This is a genomic window from Methylobacterium currus (assembly GCF_003058325.1).
Taxonomy (GTDB): domain Bacteria; phylum Pseudomonadota; class Alphaproteobacteria; order Rhizobiales; family Beijerinckiaceae; genus Methylobacterium; species Methylobacterium currus.
In genome coordinates, this window is sequence record NZ_CP028843.1 from 1,113,345 (window position 1) to 1,130,282 (window position 16,938).

A 16,938-nucleotide genomic window follows, 5' to 3' on the forward strand; every position below is an offset into this window, starting at 1 on the left:
GGTTCTAGCAAGTCGCCGATGCGGCGGGAAGCGCAAGCCGCACCGGCGCGAGCGGGTCGCTCTCGCGAATGGGTCGCGTCAGCGGGACCCCGACAGCTCCAGCACGTCGTCGAAGGTCCGCAGGCCGGCCCGCGGCGAGTTCACCAGCACCGCCATGTTGCCCGGCGCGTGCTGGTTCTTCCACATCTTGGTGTGGGCCTCCGGGATCTTGTCCCAGGGGAAGAGTTCGCTCATGCAGGGATCGACCCGGCGGTCGATGACGAACTGGTTGGCTGCCGCCGCCTGCTTCAGGTGGGCGAAGTGCGAGCCCTGGATGCGCTTCTGGCGCATCCAGACGTAGCGGGCGTCGAAGGTGATGTTGAAGCCGGTCGTCCCGGCGCAGAACACCACCATGCCGCCGCGCTTCACCACCAGCGCCGAGACCGGGAAGGTCGCCTCGCCCGGATGCTCGAACACGATGTCGACGTCGTTGCCCTTGCCGGTGATGTCCCAGATCGCCTTGCCGAACTTGCGGGCTTCCTTGGTCCACTCATTGAACTCGGGCGAGTTGACCTTCGGCAGCTGGCCCCAGCAGTTGAAGTCCTTGCGGTTGATGACGCCCTTGGCGCCGAGGCTCATGACGTAGTCGCGCTTCGACTCGTCGGAGATGACCGCGATGGCGTTGGCGCCGGCCGCCGCGCAGAGCTGCACGCCGAACACGCCGAGGCCGCCCGAGGCGCCCCAGATCAGCACGTTCTGGCCCGGCTTGATCGTGTGCGGCGCGTGGCCGAACAGCATCCGGTAGGCGGTGGCGAGGGTGAGCGTGTAGCAGGCGCTCTCCTCCCAGGTCAGGTGCTGGGGCCGTCGCATCAGCTGGCGCGACTGCACCCGGCAGAACTGGCCGAACGAGCCGTCCGGCGTCTCGTAGCCCCAGATGCGCTGGGACGGCGAGAACATCGGGTCGCCACCATTGCACTCCTCGTCGTCGCCGTCGTCCTGGTTGCAGTGGACGATGACCTCGTCGCCGACCTTCCAGCGCTTCACCTTGGCGCCGACCGCCCAGACGATGCCCGAGGCATCCGATCCGGCGACGTGGAAATCCGCCTTGTGGACGTCGAACGGGGAGATCGGCTCGCCGAGACCCGCCCAGACGCCGTTGTAGTTGACGCCGGCGGCCATCACGAGGACGAGCACCTCGTCGTCGCCGATCGTCCAGGTCGGCAGAACCTCGATCTGCATCGACTGTTCCGGCGGCCCGTGCCGCTCGCGCCGGATGGCCCAGGCGTACATCTTGGCCGGGACGTGGCCGAGCGGCGGAATCTCGCCGATCTCGTAGAGATCCTTCACTTGCGGGTTCTTCACCTGGGGCCCACCCTTTGCCACCGGTTCCACCGCGGCGCTCGCTGCCATTGCGGACCCTCCCTTGAAATGATGCACTGCACCGTGAATTCTAGCGTCGTTCCAGGGGGCCTCAATAGCCCATTTGGCGGCGTGGCCTACTTGTGGGCCTTACGTCATGGATGACGGTCAAGTCGGGTGCGGTTACCATCCTGGCACCGTGGCGGTCATCCGGGCCCGCGGGCGGCCGGACAACGAAGGGCGAGGGTGCAAATGGGCGAACCGGACGTCAAGCGGGACAAGCCGTGGATCATCCGCACCTATGCGGGCCATTCCACGGCAGCGGAATCGAACGCGCTCTACCGCGGCAACCTCGCCAAGGGACAGACCGGCCTCTCGGTCGCCTTCGACCTGCCGACGCAGACCGGTTACGACCCCGACCACGAGCTCGCCCGCGGCGAGGTCGGCAAGGTCGGCGTCTCGATCGCGCATCTCGGCGACATGCGGACCCTGTTCCAGGACATCCCGCTCGCCCAGATGAACACCTCGATGACCATCAACGCCACGGCCCCCTGGCTGCTGGCCTTGTACCTCGCGGTGGCCGAGGAGCAGGGGGCGCCGTTCTCGGCCCTCCAGGGAACGACCCAGAACGACATCATCAAGGAATACTTGTCGCGGGGCACCTACGTCTTCCCGCCGGGGCCGTCCTTGCGGCTCACCAAGGACGTGATCCTGTTCACGACGAGCCAGGTTCCGAAGTGGAACCCGATGAACGTCTGCTCCTATCACCTGCAGGAGGCGGGGGCGACGCCGGTCCAGGAGCTGTCCTACGCGCTGGCGGTCGCCATCGCGGTCCTCGACACGGTGCGGGACGATCCCGCTTTCGACGAGGCGAGCTTCGCCGACGTGGTCGGGCGCATCTCGTTCTTCGTCAATGCGGGCCTGCGCTTCGTCACCGAGATCTGCAAGATGCGGGCCTTCTGCGATCTCTGGGACGAGATCACCCGCGACCGCTACGGCATCGACGACCCGCGGAAGCGCATCTTCCGCTACGGCGTCCAGGTGAACTCTTTGGGCCTCACCGAGCAGCAGCCCGAGAACAACGTCCACCGCATCCTGATCGAGATGCTGGCCGTCACGCTCTCGAAGCGCGCCCGCGCCCGCGCGGTGCAGCTGCCGGCCTGGAACGAGGCGCTCGGCCTGCCGCGCCCCTGGGACCAGCAATGGTCGATGCGGATGCAGCAGATCCTCGCCTTCGAGACCGACCTGCTCGAATACGACGACATCTTCGACGGCTCGGTCGTGATCGACGCCAAGGTCGAGGCCTTGAAGGCCGAGACCCGGGCGGAGCTGGCCCGGATCGGGGCGCTCGGCGGCGCGGTGGCGGCGATCGAGACCGGCCTGATGAAGCGGGCGCTGGTCGAGTCGAACGCCAGGCGCATCGCCGCGATCGAGCGCGGCGAGCAGGTCGTGGTCGGCGTCAACAAGTTCCAGAACGGCGAGCCCTCGCCGCTCACCGCCGGGGACGGGGCGATCTTCACCGTCTCGGAGACGGTCGAGATGGAGGCGCAGACCCGCATCAAGGCCTGGCGCAGCCAGCGCGATGCGGCCGCGGTCGCGGCATCCCTTGACGCGCTCGAAGCCGCGGCCCGCGAGGGCCGCAACGTGATGCCGGCCTCGATCGCCTGCGCCAAGGCCGGCGTGACCACCGGCGAGTGGGGCGAGCGCCTGCGCCAGGTCTTCGGCGAGTACCGCGCGCCGACCGGCGTGACGCCGGAGACCGTCACCTCGGGGGCGGCCGAGGAGGCACGCCTGCTCATCGCCGATCTCGGCGAGCGCCTAGGGGAGGCGCCGAAGCTCGTCGTCGGCAAGCCCGGCCTCGACGGCCACTCGAACGGCGCCGAGCAGATCGCGCTGCGCGCCCGCGACGTCGGCTTCGACGTGACCTATGACGGCATCCGCCAGACCCCGGCCGAGATCGTCGCCAAGGCGCGCGAACGCAACGCCCACATCATCGGCCTGTCGATCCTGTCGGGCTCGCACGTGCCGCTGGTGCGCGAGGTCCGGGCGCGGTTGCGCCAGGAAGGCCTCGACCACATCCCGGTCGTCGTCGGCGGCATCATCTCGTCCGAGGACGAGCTGGTGCTGAAGAACATGGGCGTGGCCGCGATCTACACGCCGAAGGACTACGCCCTCGACACGATCATGGTCGGCCTCGCCAAGGTGGTCGAACGGTCGATCGCCCGGCGCGAGGCGGAAGGCGCGGCCCCGCGGCGGGAAGAGGTGTTCTGACGCGGGTATGTACCGGGGGGAGGGCGGATCCGGCTTTCCCGGGGAATACGACCCGGCCGCCCTCGGATGGATGCGGGTGATCGCCATTCCGCGTGGCCCGGTCTGCTGATCCGGGCGGATGCGACGAAAAGGCCCGCCGCCTCGATCCCGAGGCGGCGGGCCTTTCCTTGTCAGCGCGTCAGAACCGATACGTGAAGTTGCCCTTCACCGCATGGTCCTGCGCCCGCTCGCCGGCCTGGCCGGTATAGGACAGGCCGAGGGTTGCCGCCGGGGAGAAAGCCCAGTCGATCCCGGCTTGCGCCACCATCGCGTCGCGGTTGATCGGCACGCCGGCGACCAGGAAGCCGGTCTGGCCGGCCCCGAAGGCGAGGAGGGCCTTCGGCACCACGTCGCCATAGGCCCGGCGCCAGCCGACGAGGCCGGTGAGGGTCACGGGCAGGTCGGCCGAGAGCCGGGTCGAGCCACGCACGCCGACCGTGGTGGCGGCCAGATCGTTGTCGCGGCAGAGACCCGACAGGGCTGCCGGGCCGCCGCGCTCGGCGAACGCGTCCTGGCCGATGCGGATCGCAGCGGCGCCGACGAAGGGCTCGATCGACGCCGCCCCGAAGGCCACCCGGTAGCCGACCTCGCCGAAGACCTGCGCGGTGAGGCCGCCGTAGCGGGCATTCAGCCCCTGAGCGAAGCCGGGGGCCAGGATGCTGCGCCGGAGCGACAGGCTGTTGCCGCCGGCGACGCCGCCGAAGCGCAGGGCGACGGGACCCAGCACCGTGCCGGCATAGAGGCCGCCGAAGCCGCTCTCGATCACGCCCGAGGAGGCGCGGCCGGTTCCGTCGAGGCTGGTATTGGTGTAGCCGCCGGCGACGCCGAGGCGCCAGCCGCCCGGCAGCCCGCCGAGATCGAGCCGCGTATCGGCACCGAGAACGAAGCCGCTGATCTGCCGCGACAGCGAGGCGGCGTTGCCGTCGCCCCGCGTGCGGCCGAAGGCGCCGAAGCCCTGGCCCCACACGGCATAGGCGCGCGGCTCGACGAGTTGCGCCGGCACCTGGGCCGGCGGTGCGACCCGGCCCGGCAGGTCGGCGGAATAGGCCGCCGGGAGATTCGAGGCGGAGACGCCCGGGAAGACCGGCGCGTCGGTGAGACCGTCCCGGCGCAGCCGGTCGAGGATCGCCTCGCGCACGAAGAACGCGGTCTCGAACTGCGCCGTCACGGCGCTGGCATGGACCTCGCCCGACAGGGAGGCGAAGGCGCTGCGGGCCGCTCCCGCATCGGTGTTGACCAGCACGGTCTCGTAGAGCGGGTTGCCGAAGCCCAAGCGCTCGATCGCCCCACCCGTCACCGCCTGGTTGCGGGAGGCGCCGATCGACGCGAAGGTCGTGGCGTTGCGCCCGAGGGTCAGGCCGACGCGGGTCGGGTCGTAGTCGAGGCTCGCGCCGATGAAGGTATAGCCGGGCGTGGCGGCGTCGAACCGGCCGGTGATCCCTTGCGCCGCCGACAGGATGGTCGTGCGCTGGCCCAAAAGCCCACGCAACGCTCCGGGGCTCAGGGGAGTGCCGGTCCCCTCGGCCGCGACCGTCACGGTGCCGCCGTCGATCCGCGCCGTGCCGGTGGCGCTGATGCGGTCGCTGCGCCCGGGTGCCACCTCGACGGCGTAGAGCGAGCCTTGGGCGAAGCTCACATTGCCGGCGACGGTGAGCGTGCCGATGCTGTTGCCCGGCGCCACCGTACCGCCCGAGCGGAGGCTAAGCCCGCCGAGCGTGCCGGTGCCTCCGAGTGTGCCGCCCGCATTCACGGTGGCGATCGAGGTGATCGACCCGTTGACGGCGAGCAATCCGCCATTCACCTCGGTCGCGCCCGTAAAGGTGCTGGCCCCGGTGAGGATCAGCGCGCCGTCCCCGGCCTTGGTCAGCCCGCCCTGGTAGGTGCGGGCGAGGAAGGCCCGGTCGCGCGCCTCGCGGTAGGTGTACTCCACTTGGCTGTCGGCGGTCGCGCCCGGCGGCAGGCCGTCGCTCCAGCCGCGGGCGGCCTTGTCCTGCAGCCAGGTCGCGTGTTCGGCGCTGCCCTCCACCTGGCGCTGACGGAGCGCCGCGTCCGAGATGTCGTTCGACCAGGTGTCGACCGTGCCCCCCGGCAGGGTGGCGGCGAAGCGGCCCAGGAACTGGCCCGGACCGTTCATCGCCCGGCCGAGGTCGATCTTGCCCCAGCCGAAGGTCTCGTTCGGCCGGTCGGCCGGGCCGCTGCCGAGATGGGTCGCGGTGGTGAGCAGCACGTCGCGCGCCTGCTCGTTGGTCATGTAGGGGTAGCGCTCCATCACCAGCGCCAGCGCGCCGGTGACGTGGGGCGCCGACATCGAGGTGCCGCTCTTGGTGCCGTAGCCAGCCACCCCGGTGGTCGAGGTGACGGTGCTCAGAATGCCGCGGCCGGGCGCGGCGACGCACCAGTACTTGGCGAGCCCGCAGCGGTTGAACGCCGTGCCATCGTCGATGGTCAGGCCGGACGCCGCGATCCAGCGCGATTCGAGGTCGGGCTCGAAATAGGGCAGGGCGGTCCGCACCGTCGGGTTGTTCACCCCGGCATTGCCGGCGGCGAAGACCATGATCGTGCCGGATTGCCGGGCGGTCTCGGCGACGGCGTCGAGCCAGTCGGGCCGGCCCTGGAACTTGGCGTAGCCGGCAGCGACCCCGGCGAGGGTGTTGTAGTTCTCGGATGGCGGCGGGCTGCCCCAGGACGAGTTGATCGCCCGCGCGCCGGCGGCCGCCAGGCTGCCGTAGGCGGCCTTGAAGTAGGTGTAGTCCTGGTTGGCGCCGTAGATCGACGAATCGGTGGCGTTGGTGTTGGTGGCGAGCAGGGTGGCGCCGAAGGCGACGCCATGCATGCCGGCGCCGTCGCGCCGCGCCACGATGGTGCCGTCGACATGGGTGCCGTGGTCGTCGTTGGTGCCCCGGATCCAGGTGCCCGGCACCGAGAACGGGCTGCCGGCCGAGAACAGGTCGCTGCGGACGCCCGCGGCGGTCTCGTAGCGGTAGCCGTTCGCCAGGTAGGTGCCCTGGACGGTCAGCGGCGTCACCTGACCGGCGAAGTCCGGATGGGTGGCGAGGAAGCCGGAATCGACCGAGCCGACCACGACGCCGCGGCCGGTGATGCCGCGTGCATAGGCTTGGTCGGCCCGCATCGAGGTCAGGCCCCAGTCGCCGAGATATTCCGGCGTCCGCCAGCTCGCCGCATCGCCGGGGCGTCCCGGATCCTGGGTGCCGGCCGACTGCGCCAGCGCCGCGTAGGAGATCGTCGAGCAGAGAAGCGAGATCAGGCCGCGGGCGGCCATCGCCTTACGTTGCGATCGTGTCTGCATTTTTCGTCAAATTGCCTCGATGTGGCGTGGCCTTTTCCGACTTCTTCTTCGGTCAAGGCACGCCTGAGCGCTGACGGCGATGCTAGCCGCGAAAAAGCCCGATTGGGGCCGTGAACGGGCCCCGATCGGGTATTTCCGGCATGCCGTGGCAGAAACATCACGAAACCGATGCGCCCGGGCATCCAGGGCGGGAACGGATACCCCTTGGGAGCATTGAGCCGGGCATTCCCGTCGCGAGGTGCCGGCATGACCCAGCAGATCCCGATCGGCCCCGAATCGGTCTTCGACGAGCCCGCCGGCCCGGACGGCACCCATGGCCTGAGGCCGGATCTCGCCTATCAGCGCCACGCCATCGTCAACGTCGCCTATCTGGGCGCGCCCGGGGCCGGCGACCGCGGCTGGGTGCTGGTCGATGCCGGGACCATCGGCTCGCGCGGCGCGATTCGATCGGCCGCCGCGGCCCGGTTCGGCGCGGGCGCCCGGCCGGCCGGCCGCGATCGTGCTCACCCACGGCCATTTCGACCATGTCGGGGTGCTCGAGAACTTGGCCGAGGCCTGGGACGTCCCGGTCTGGGCCCATCCGCTGGAGCGCCCCTATCTCGACGGCAGCGCCGCCTATCCGGCCCCGGATCCGGGCGTCGGCGGCGGCCTCGTCGCGCGGCTCTCGCCGCTCTTCCCGACGCGGCCGGTCGATGTCGGCACCCGCCTGCACCTGCTGCCGGAGGATGGCAGCGTGCCGCCGCTGCCGGGCTGGCGCTGGATCCACACGCCGGGTCATTCCCCCGGCCACGTCTCGCTCTGGCGCGCCGCCGACCGGACGCTCATCGCGGGCGACGCCTTCGTCACCACGGCGCAGGAATCGGTCTACGCCGTCGCGACCCAGGCGCCCGAGATGCACGGGCCGCCGCGCTACCTCACTACCGACTGGGAGGCCGCCGGGCGCTCGGTCGAGGTGCTGGCGCAGCTCGAACCCGAGCTGGCTCTGACCGGCCACGGCCGGCCCCTGCACGGCCCGGGCCTGCGCCAGGCCCTGCACGACCTCGCCCGCGACTTCGGGACGGTGGCGGTGCCGGAGACCGGGCATTACGTCGAGGCGCCGGTCCGCACCGGCGACCCGGAGGCGACCCGCACAGCTTGAGCGGATCTCTCCCCGCTATCCACATCGTGCCGCCGGCCGGCTCTCGATGCGCGAACGCAGCTTGACCGGGACGGCCTCGCCGTGGCTTGTTCACGTTATGTTCTAACGTGAGTCGGCGGCGGCCGGCGACGTGCAGCGGTGAGCCAGGAACCATGAGTCACGAGCCGGCGGAACGACGGGACGGGAGAGCACCCGGCGTCGAGACGATCGCCGTCGCCTACCTCACCGCCGCCGGGGGCGATGCCGGCCTGGCGTTGCGCCGGGCGATCGCCGATGCACTGGCCGATCTCGGCGAGGCCGAGCGGCGCACCCGCCAGCGGGACCGGCTGATCTCGCGCGGCTATGTGCGGGCGGGACCGATCGGGCGGGGTGACTGGCCCTGATGCCGCCCGGACGCTCCCTGTTCGACGGGGAAAGGTGGCGCGACCCTGTCCCGCTCGACCGCCACCCTGCGCGCCGCGTGCGCGCCGGCACAGTGAACGCGCCCCCGCAGGACTAATCAGAGATCAGGCAACAGGACGCACGCCATGTCCGACACCGCCATGACCCAGCCCCTCATGACCCAGCCCCTCCTGTCCGCTCGCGCCGAGCTGATCCGCTACGACATCCGCCGCGACCGCGCCGGCTGGACGGTCTACGACGTGCGCTCCGGCGCCATCGCGGTGATCGACGAGGTGCTGCAGGTCGGCCTCGACATGGACGAGGCCGACGCGGTGGCGGATGCGCTGAGCACCGAACCCCCATCCGCCTCGCTCGCCGGGATCATGCCCCGCTTCGCGTGGTTCCAGGCCCCTGCCAGGCCTTGAGCAGGCCCCTGCCAGGCCCTGACCAAGGCACCGCCAGGCCCTGATCAAGCCCTGATCAAGCCCCGGCGAGCCCCTGAGCGGTCAGGCCCGGAAGCCCTCGAACACCATCTGGTCGGCATGCGCCCGCGCGAGCCGCACCTGCGCCTCATTCCGCACGGTCCAGGTCATCACCGGCATGCGGCCGAGCAGGCGGCAGAGATGCGTCGCGGCGTTGGGCAGGTCGTCGACGCGCCAGGACAGGAAGTCCGGCCGGCTCTCGGAAACGTGCAGCAGGTTCGCGAGGCCGTGCCGTTGCGCCTCGGTGAGGGAGGCGTAGGACGGGTCGTCGTGGTGGCTCTCCGCCACGATGCCGCGCGGAATCCCAGGCGCGAGCTCGGCGAGCGCCCCGACGATCGCCGGGTCGAAGGATTTCAGCGCCAGCGGGCCGTCATAGGCGGCGACGACCTCGGCGGTGCGGCGGGCCAGCGCGAGATCGCCGTCGAACCGGGTCTTCACCTCGACGACGAGCGGCGTGCGGCCGGCGATCCTTTTGAGGAACTCCGCCAGGGTGGGGACGTGCTCGGCGCTGCCGAGCACCGTCAGTCGCCCGAGGTCGGCGGCGTCGCGCTCGCGCACGAGGCCGTCGGCCCCGGTGAGCCGGCCGAGGCCGGCATCGTGGAAGACCATCGCCTCGCCGTCCCGGCTGAGCTGGACGTCGCACTCGATCGCGTAGCCGCCGGCGATCGCGGCCTCGGCCGCCGCGAACGTGTTCTCGGGGATGCCCGCATTGCGGTCGTGCAGGCCCCGATGGGCGATCGGGCGGGCGGTCAGCCAGTCGGGGGCGAGGCGGTCGGTCATCAAAGCATCTTCCGACGAAGTGGGCACCGGTTCGTCGCAGAAAATGCGACGAACCAAAGATCGAGATCAGGGCCCGGTCGCAGCGCGACCGGGCCCTGATCTCGTCAGCGAACCTCGAACATCCCTTCGACCTCGACGACCGCGTCGAGGGGCAATTCGGCGACGCCGATCGTCGAGCGGGCGTGGCGGCCGCGCTCGCCCAGCACCTGCACCATCAGGTCGGAGGCGCCGTTCATCACGCCCGCCACCGCCGAGAAGCCCGGCGCCGTGTTGATGAAGCCGCCGAGCCGCACGCAAGCCACCACCGCGTCGTCGAGGTTGCCGGCCGCCGCGCGCAGCTGCGCGAGGACGTTGAGGGCGCAGTGCCGCGCCGCGTCCGCCGCGGCCTCCGGCGAGACCGCACCGCCGACCTTGCCCTTGTGAGCCGGGTCGATCTGGCCGTTGGCGCCGAAGGGCAGCTGGCCCGAGATCACCACCAGGTTGCCGCTGCGCTGGAAGCCGACGTAGTTCGCCACCGGTGCCGCGGCCGGCGGCAGGGTGAGGCCGAGCTCCTTCAGGCGGTCGAGGGTCGCGCTCATCTGTCTGGTCTCCCACCAGGCCCGCCCGGGGTACCGATCCGCCGGGCATGAGGCCGGTCCGTCGTCCCGCGGCGCCCCCGCCGCGGTGCGGCCGAGACCGGCCGCCCGAGGGTCTGTGCCTCGAAGGCAGTCCGGCCGCAACCCCGGGCAAGGGGACTCAAGGGCGATCGCGGGCGATCTCTCGCCGTCATCTCGGCGTCATCTTCACGGGACGGCGTTGACAGGGCGCTCACGTTCCATAGTATCCGCGCGCGCCGCCCTTCGAGGCGGCGCTTTGTTTTCCGGTCGACCGACTCACTCGACCGCGACGGAGACGAGATCGTGACCTCCTCGCTGCTGCCGACCTACGCCCGGGCCAAGGTGTCCTTCGAGCGCGGTGAGGGCGCTTGGCTCATCGCCCGAGACGGCTCGCGATACCTCGATTTCGGCGCCGGCATCGCGGTCAACTCGGTCGGCCACGGCCATCCGCACCTCGTCGCGGCGCTGACCGAGCAGGCCCAGAAGGTCTGGCACGTCTCGAACCTGTTCGAGGTGCCGGAGGCCGAGCGGCTGGCCCAGCGGCTGACCGAGGCGAGCTTCGCCGACGTGGTGTTCTTCGCCAATTCCGGTGCCGAGGCCAACGAGGCCTGCATCAAGATGGCGCGCAAGTACCACGCCGCCGGCGGCCACCCGGAGCGCTACCGGATCGTCACCTTCGAGGGCGCCTTCCACGGCCGCACGCTGGCCACCATCGCGGCCGGCGGGCAGCAGAAATACATCGAGGGCTTCGGCCCCAAGGTCGACGGGTTCGACCAGGTGCCGTTCGGCGACCTGGAAGCCCTGAAGGCGGCCATCACCCCCGAGACCGCCGCCCTGATGATCGAGCCGATCCAGGGCGAGGGCGGCCTGCGGGTGGTCTCGCACGAGTGGCTGCGCACCCTGCGCTCCTTGTGCGACGAGCACGGCCTCCTGCTGATCATGGACGAGGTCCAGACCGGAATCGGCCGCACCGGCAAGCTCTTCGCCCACGAATGGTCGGGGGTGACGCCCGACATCCTGTCCTCCGCCAAGGGCATCGGCGGCGGCTTCCCGATGGGGGCGTGCCTCGCGACCCGCGAGGCCGCCCGCGGCATGGTGGTGGGCAGCCACGGCACCACCTTCGGCGGCAACCCGCTCGCCATGGCGGTGGGCAACGCCGTGCTCGACATCGTCCTGGCCCCGGGCTTCCTGGAGCACGTGCGCCAGACCGGCCTGCTCCTGAAGCAGCGCCTCGCCGCCCTCAAGGACCGCCACCCCGACATCGTCGACGAGTTGCGCGGCGAGGGCCTGATGATGGGCCTGCGCCTCGTCGTGCCGAACACCGATTTCGCCGCCGCCGCCCGGGACGAGCACCTGCTGGTCATCCCGGCCGGCGACAACGTCGTGCGTCTCCTGCCGCCGCTGATCATCGGCGAAGCCGAGGTGAGCGCGGCCCTGGACAAGCTGGAGGCGGCCTGCGCCGCCATGGAGACGAGGGGCCGGAGGGCCGCCGAGTGATGAATGCGCCCGTGAAGATCGCGCCGGCCCCCCGGCACTTCCTCGACCTGACCGATTTCTCCAGCACCGAGCTGCGCACGGTCCTCGACGCCTGCGCCGACCTGAAGCGGCGCCGCCGCAAGGGCGAGCCGCCGGCCGAGCGGCCGCTCGCCGGCAAGTTCTTAGGGATGGTGTTCGACAAGCCCTCGACCCGCACCCGCGTCTCGTTCGACGTGGCGATGCGGGAGCTGGGCGGCGAGACCCTGATGCTCACCGGCCGGGAGATGCAGCTCGGCCGCGGCGAGACCGTCGCCGACACCGCCCGGGTCCTGTCGCGCTACATCGATGCGATCATGATCCGCATCCTCGATCACGGCATGATGCTAGAGCTGGCCGAGTACGCCACGATCCCGGTCATCAACGGCCTGACGAAGGATTCGCATCCGTGCCAGATCATGGCCGACGTGCTGACCTTCGAGGAGCATCGCGGCCCGATCAAGGGCCGCACCGTCGCCTGGTCGGGGGATGCCAACAACGTGCTGGCCTCCTGGGCCCATGCCGCGGCGCGGTTCGACTTCCGCCTGAACGTCGCCTGCCCGCCGGAGCTGCCGGTGCCGGAGAGCCTGATCGCCCGCGCCAAGGCGGAGGGCGCGGAGCTCAACATCACCGCCGATCCGTTCGAGGCGGTGGCGGGGGCCGACGCGGTCGTGACCGATTGCTGGGTCTCGATGGGCGACGAGGACGAGGCGCACCGCCACAACCTGCTGATGCCCTACCAGGTCAACGGCCGGCTGATGGCGGCGGCCGCCAAGGACGCCGTGTTCATGCATTGCCTGCCGGCCCATCGTGGCGAGGAGGTCACCGCCGAGGTGATCGACGGGCCGCAATCGGTGGTGTTCGACGAGGCCGAGAACCGGCTCCACGCCCAGAAGGGCATCCTGGCCTGGTGCCTCGGCGCCGTCTCCTGACGCGCCTTTCGGGCGATAACCCCCTCGACCCGATCGCCCTTCCTGTCCGGTCAGCAGCCCTTCGACATCGCTGACCGGACCACCATATACCGGGATACGCCGGTCTCTCGCCGCGGCGTCTCCCGCCCTCCCGCTCTGTCTGCCCGCTTCTTTTGACGGCATGCGCTGCGGCTCGTGCGGAAGGCGCCCCGCCGGGAGACCTTCTTCTTCCTGCACGAGTGCCGGCTTCCCGCATCGGGGCGGCCGGCGGCGGTGAGAGCATGTCCGAAACGACCACTTCCCAGAACCCCGAGGGCCGCGACGACGCGATCCTGCCCTTCGCGGTCGAGCCCCTCGACGTGCGCGGCCGCGTCGTGCGCCTCGGCCCCTCCGTCGACACCATCCTGCGCCGGCACGGCTATCCCGACACCGTCGCGCGGCTGCTCGGCGAGGCCGCGGCCCTGACCGTGCTGCTCGGCTCCTCGCTCAAGTTCGAGGGCCGGTTCCAGCTCCAGACCAAGTCCGACGGCCCGGTCGAGATGGTGGTGGTGGATTTCGAGGCGCCCGACCGGGTGCGTGCCACCGCCCGCTTCGATGCCGGGCGCGTCGCCGAGGCGGGCCCGCGCGCCGACACCGCCCAGCTCCTCGGCCACGGCCACCTCGCCATGACCATCGACCAGGGCTCGGCCCAGAGCCGCTACCAGGGCGTGGTGGCGCTCGAGGGCCAGGGCTTCGAGGAGGCGGCGCACCAGTATTTCCGCCAGTCGGAGCAGATCCCGACCCGGGTGCGCCTCGCCGTCGCCGAGCAGGTCGAGGGCGGGGGAGAGGCGTCCGGGAGTTCCTGGCGCTCCGGCGGCCTGCTGGTGCAGTTCCTGCCGCACTCGCCCGATCGCGCCCGCCTCGCCGACCTGCCGCCCGGCGACCTGCCGCCCGGCGACCTGCCGGAGGGGCACGCGCTGCTCGACGACAGCCGGCCGCAGGAGGACGATGCCTGGGTCGAGGCCAAGTCGCTGATCGCGACGATCGAGGACCACGAACTCGTCGATCCGACCGTGTCGAGCGAGCGCCTGCTCTACCGCCTCTTCCACGAGCGCGGCGTGCGGGTGTTCGAGGCGCAGGGGGTGCACGAGGCCTGCCGCTGCTCGCGCGAGCGGGTGATGGGGATGGTCCGCAATTTCTCCGCCGAGGAGCGCCGCGAGATCGTCGGCGAGAACGGCCGCATCGGCATTACCTGCGAGTTCTGCTCGCGCCACTACGACCTCGACCCGGCCGAGGTGGAGGCCGAGATCGCCGGCAGCCAGGACCGCTGAGAGTCAGGCCCGGATCCGGGCCTGACGCAGGGAAAGCGGGTCTGCGAGGGAACCTTTCGCACCGCAACCGACTCATCATGCGCCCGAGCGTGTCGGGCGCACGAAGTCGGAGCCGTCGATGTCCCGCCCCCTCCTCGCCGCCGCGTTCCTCCTCGTCGCCGGCACCAGCGCCGGCCTGGCGCAGGATGCCGGCGGCCCCAAGAATGGTCTGACCCCGGTGCCCGGCGCGCCCGCCACCCTCGCCAACGACCTGCGGCCGACCTTCGTCGCCCAGGAGCCGAGCGACCTCGTCGCCTCGAAGCTGATCGGCCAGAGCATCCAGAACGGCGCCAACGAGACGATCGGCTCGGTCGCCGACATCGTGCTCGGGCCGGATCTGGCGGTGAAGTCGTACGTCGTCGGCGTCGGCGGCTTCCTCGGCCTCGGCACCAAGTACGTCTCGGTCGCGAAGGAGGCGCTGCAGGTCACCCGCGTCGACGACAAGACCCTGAAGGCGGTGATCAACACCGACAAGGACCAGCTCCGCGCCGCGCCGGAATACGTCTATCTCGGCCAGCAGGCGGACAAGGCCAAGGCTGACGCGCAAAAGACCGACGCCCCGAAGACGGACGTCCCGGCCGCCACCGGCACCACCACGACCCAGCCGGCGCAGCAGTAAGCCGGAAGGCTCGAAGCCGAGAACCTGGCGGGTCGGCGGCGTGCGTGGCACGGTGCCGTCCGGTTCACCACCGGACAAACCCCGCCATGCCCCTCGACCTCTATCTCGGCTTCGTCGCCGCGACGCTCGTCCTGATCCTGATCCCGGGTCCGAACGTCGCCCTCATCGTCGCCAACAGCGTGGCCCATGGCAGCCACTACGGCCTCGTCACCGTGGCGGGCACCAGCGTGGCCCTGACCGCCCAGCTCGCCCTCACGGTCGCCGGCCTCTCGGCAATGCTGGCCGTGATGGCGACCTGGTTCGAGGTGCTGCGCTGGCTCGGCGTCGCCTACCTGGCCTGGCTCGCATTCCGCGCCTGGCGCGCCCCCGCGACCGACCTCGCCCGGACCGCGCCGGACGCCAGGGCCGCCCGGGCCATCGCCTTGCGGGGCTTCCTCGTGGCGCTCACCAACCCGAAGACCCTCCTGTTCTTCGGGGCCTTCCTGCCGCAGTTCGTCAGCCGCGACGCGGCGCCCTTCGGGCAGCTGATCCTGCTCGCCGCGACCTTCCTGGTGCTGGCGATCGCCGGCGACGCGGTCTGGGCGGTGCTGGCGGGACGGGCGCGGGTCGTGCTGGCGAAAGGGCGATGGCGCAACCGGCTGACCGGCGGGCTGCTGCTCGGGGCGGGGGTGGGGCTGGCGCTGGCCAGGAAGCCGTGAGGCTGGTTTGACAAATTCTCTGACTAGAAAGTAAAGCGCGTTCCCCTCTCCAGGCGATCCCAGGCTTGCCTGGGATCGCTGCAAGGTGTGGGAGAGGGGTTTGGGGGTGAGGGTGGCGTGCCGAGCGCTGAGCGTCGAGCCGCTCAGCTCGACAATCGAGCTCTATTCCGAGCCGTCTCCACCCTGCGCGATCTTCGATCGCCCCTACCCCCTCTCCCATACGGGGGAGGGGATCCCGCGATCAATCCTTGCAACATGTCTTCTTTCGAAGACTGGACGCACCCCATCACACCGGGCTCCACCCCGCCGCGCAATCCCGGACCAGCTGGCGCAGAAACACCTCTCCCGCCTCCAGAGCCGCCAGCGTGATGTACTCGTCCGGCTGGTGCGCCTGATCGATCGAGCCCGGGCCGCAGACCACGGTCGGCAGGCCGGCGAGCTGGAAGCGGCCGGCCTCGGTGGCATAGGGAACCGTGATGGTATGGTTGCGGCCGGCGAGCCGCAGGGCCAGGCGCTCGGCCGGTGAGCCGGGCTCCGGCGCCAGACCCGGCACCGCCGCGTCCTCCTCGGTCACGATATGGCCGTAGGCGCCGAAGCGGTTGAGCCGCTCGCGGGTCACCCGCTCGACGTCCTTCGCGAACAGGTCCGGGATCTCGTCGCGGGGAAGGTCCGGCAAGCCGCGGAACTCCCACTGGAACTCGCAGGACTTCGGCAGGATGTTGCGGGCGGTGCCGCCGCCGATCACCCCGACATGGACCGTGGTGTAGCCCGGATCGAACCGGCCGCTGGCATCGCCCCGCGCCGCCATCTGGTCGGCGATGCGGTTGAGTCCCGCCACCAGCTCGGCCGCCGCCATCACGGCGTTGGCGCCGAGCGCCGGCTTGGAGGAATGCGCCTCGTGGCCGTGGACGGTGGTGCGGTAGGTGTAGATGCTCTTGTGGGCATCGGCCACGTCGAGGTCGGTCGGCTCGCCGACGATCACCGCGCCCGGCCGCGGCAGGTCCTGCCCGAAGCGGGCGATCACGTCGGCGACGCCCAGGCAGGTCAGTTCCTCGTCGTAGGAGAGCAGGATGTGGATCGGCGTCTTGAGGTCGGCCGCCAGCATCTCCGGCACCAGGGCGAGGCAGAGCGCGTCAAAACCCTTCATGTCGACGGCGCCGCGGCCATAGGCCCGCCCGTCGGCGATGCGCAGCGTGTAGGGATCGCTGGTCCAGGCCTGGCCGGCCACCGGCACCACGTCGGTATGGCCCGACAGCACCACGCCGCCGTCCTGCATCGGCCCGATCGTGGCGAAGAGCGCCGCCTTGTCGCCGGTCTCGTTGGGGACCAGCACGTAAGGCACGCCCCAGGCGTCGAGGTACCCGGCCACCCACTCGATCAGCGGCAGGTTCGACTTCTGGCTCTCGGTGTCGAAGGAGACCAGCCGGGCGAGGAGTTCGAGCGGGGTCAGGCGGGGGCCGGTCTTGATCATCGGGGCGGGCGGTCTCACGGAAGAGGGACACCCCAGGTCTTAGCCC

At 70.9% G+C, this 16,938-nt stretch carries 13 protein-coding genes and 1 pseudogene; 9 read left to right on the forward strand and 5 right to left on the reverse strand.

All coding sequences use genetic code 11. The features are described 5' to 3' along the window. Nucleotides 1-78: 78 nt before the first annotated feature. Entirely contained in the window at nt 79-1,389 is a 1,311-nt protein-coding gene (gene ccrA, locus DA075_RS05075) for a crotonyl-CoA carboxylase/reductase (protein WP_099952293.1), read from the reverse strand. 201 nt (nt 1,390-1,590) lie between these two features. On the opposite strand from ccrA, the gene DA075_RS05080 reads away from it, so the two are divergent. Further along, nucleotides 1,591-3,609: a protein meaA gene (locus DA075_RS05080; protein ID WP_099952294.1), complete on the forward strand. Its 2,019-nt coding sequence runs from the start codon at nt 1,591-1,593 to the stop codon at nt 3,607-3,609. Between the two features lie 178 nt (nt 3,610-3,787). Here the strand turns inward: DA075_RS05080 and DA075_RS05085 are convergent, their stop codons facing one another. After that, nucleotides 3,788-6,928, reverse strand: a complete 3,141-nt coding sequence (locus DA075_RS05085; RefSeq protein WP_164712211.1) for an autotransporter serine protease — start codon at nt 6,926-6,928, stop codon at nt 3,788-3,790. A 273-nt stretch (nt 6,929-7,201) separates the two neighbouring features. On the opposite strand from DA075_RS05085, the pseudogene DA075_RS05090 reads away from it, so the two are divergent. From DA075_RS05090 to DA075_RS05100, 3 genes and pseudogenes are all read left to right on the forward strand, one after another. Further along, nucleotides 7,202-8,093, forward strand: a pseudogene (locus tag DA075_RS05090) (MBL fold metallo-hydrolase). A gap of 152 nt (nt 8,094-8,245) precedes the next feature. Next, nucleotides 8,246-8,476 carry a hypothetical protein gene (locus DA075_RS05095; RefSeq protein WP_099952296.1) on the forward strand — a complete coding sequence of 77 codons (231 nt, stop codon included), beginning with the start codon at nt 8,246-8,248 and terminating at the stop codon, nt 8,474-8,476. 144 nt (nt 8,477-8,620) lie between these two features. Further along, a complete protein-coding gene (locus DA075_RS05100) occupies nt 8,621-8,899 on the forward strand; it encodes a hypothetical protein (RefSeq protein WP_232386255.1) in 279 nt (92 codons plus the stop codon). 81 nt (nt 8,900-8,980) lie between these two features. Here the strand turns inward: DA075_RS05100 and DA075_RS05105 are convergent, their stop codons facing one another. Then, nucleotides 8,981-9,736 (reverse strand): glycerophosphodiester phosphodiesterase family protein, encoded by a 756-nt coding sequence (locus tag DA075_RS05105; RefSeq protein ID WP_099952297.1) that lies wholly within the window; start codon nt 9,734-9,736, stop codon nt 8,981-8,983. A gap of 104 nt (nt 9,737-9,840) precedes the next feature. Next, complete coding sequence (locus tag DA075_RS05110) at nt 9,841-10,314, reverse strand: RidA family protein (RefSeq protein WP_099952298.1); 474 nt, start codon at nt 10,312-10,314, stop codon at nt 9,841-9,843. A 321-nt stretch (nt 10,315-10,635) separates the two neighbouring features. Between DA075_RS05110 and DA075_RS05115 the strand changes: the two genes are divergently transcribed. The 5 genes from DA075_RS05115 (at nt 10,636) to DA075_RS05135 (ending at nt 15,421) form a co-directional block, all read left to right on the forward strand. Beyond that, nucleotides 10,636-11,829 carry an aspartate aminotransferase family protein gene (locus DA075_RS05115; RefSeq protein WP_099952299.1) on the forward strand — a complete coding sequence of 398 codons (1,194 nt, stop codon included), beginning with the start codon at nt 10,636-10,638 and terminating at the stop codon, nt 11,827-11,829. Beyond that, a complete protein-coding gene (argF, locus tag DA075_RS05120) occupies nt 11,829-12,776 on the forward strand; it encodes an ornithine carbamoyltransferase (protein WP_099952300.1) in 948 nt (315 codons plus the stop codon). The genes DA075_RS05115 and argF overlap by 1 nt, the downstream gene beginning before the upstream one ends. A gap of 260 nt (nt 12,777-13,036) precedes the next feature. Further along, nucleotides 13,037-14,065 (forward strand): Hsp33 family molecular chaperone, encoded by a 1,029-nt coding sequence (locus DA075_RS05125; protein WP_099956416.1) that lies wholly within the window; start codon nt 13,037-13,039, stop codon nt 14,063-14,065. Nucleotides 14,066-14,183: 118 nt separating this feature from the next. After that, complete coding sequence (locus DA075_RS05130; protein WP_099952301.1) at nt 14,184-14,723, forward strand: PRC-barrel domain-containing protein; 540 nt, start codon at nt 14,184-14,186, stop codon at nt 14,721-14,723. A gap of 86 nt (nt 14,724-14,809) precedes the next feature. After that, the gene (locus DA075_RS05135) at nt 14,810-15,421 is read left to right on the forward strand and encodes a LysE family translocator (protein ID WP_099952302.1); all 612 of its coding nucleotides are present in this window, start codon (nt 14,810-14,812) and stop codon (nt 15,419-15,421) included. Between the two features lie 286 nt (nt 15,422-15,707). On the opposite strand, the gene argE is transcribed toward DA075_RS05135, so the two are convergent. Next, nucleotides 15,708-16,892, reverse strand: coding sequence for an acetylornithine deacetylase (gene argE / locus DA075_RS05140; RefSeq protein ID WP_099952303.1), 1,185 nt, complete (start codon nt 16,890-16,892; stop codon nt 15,708-15,710). Nucleotides 16,893-16,938: the final 46 nt, after the last annotated feature.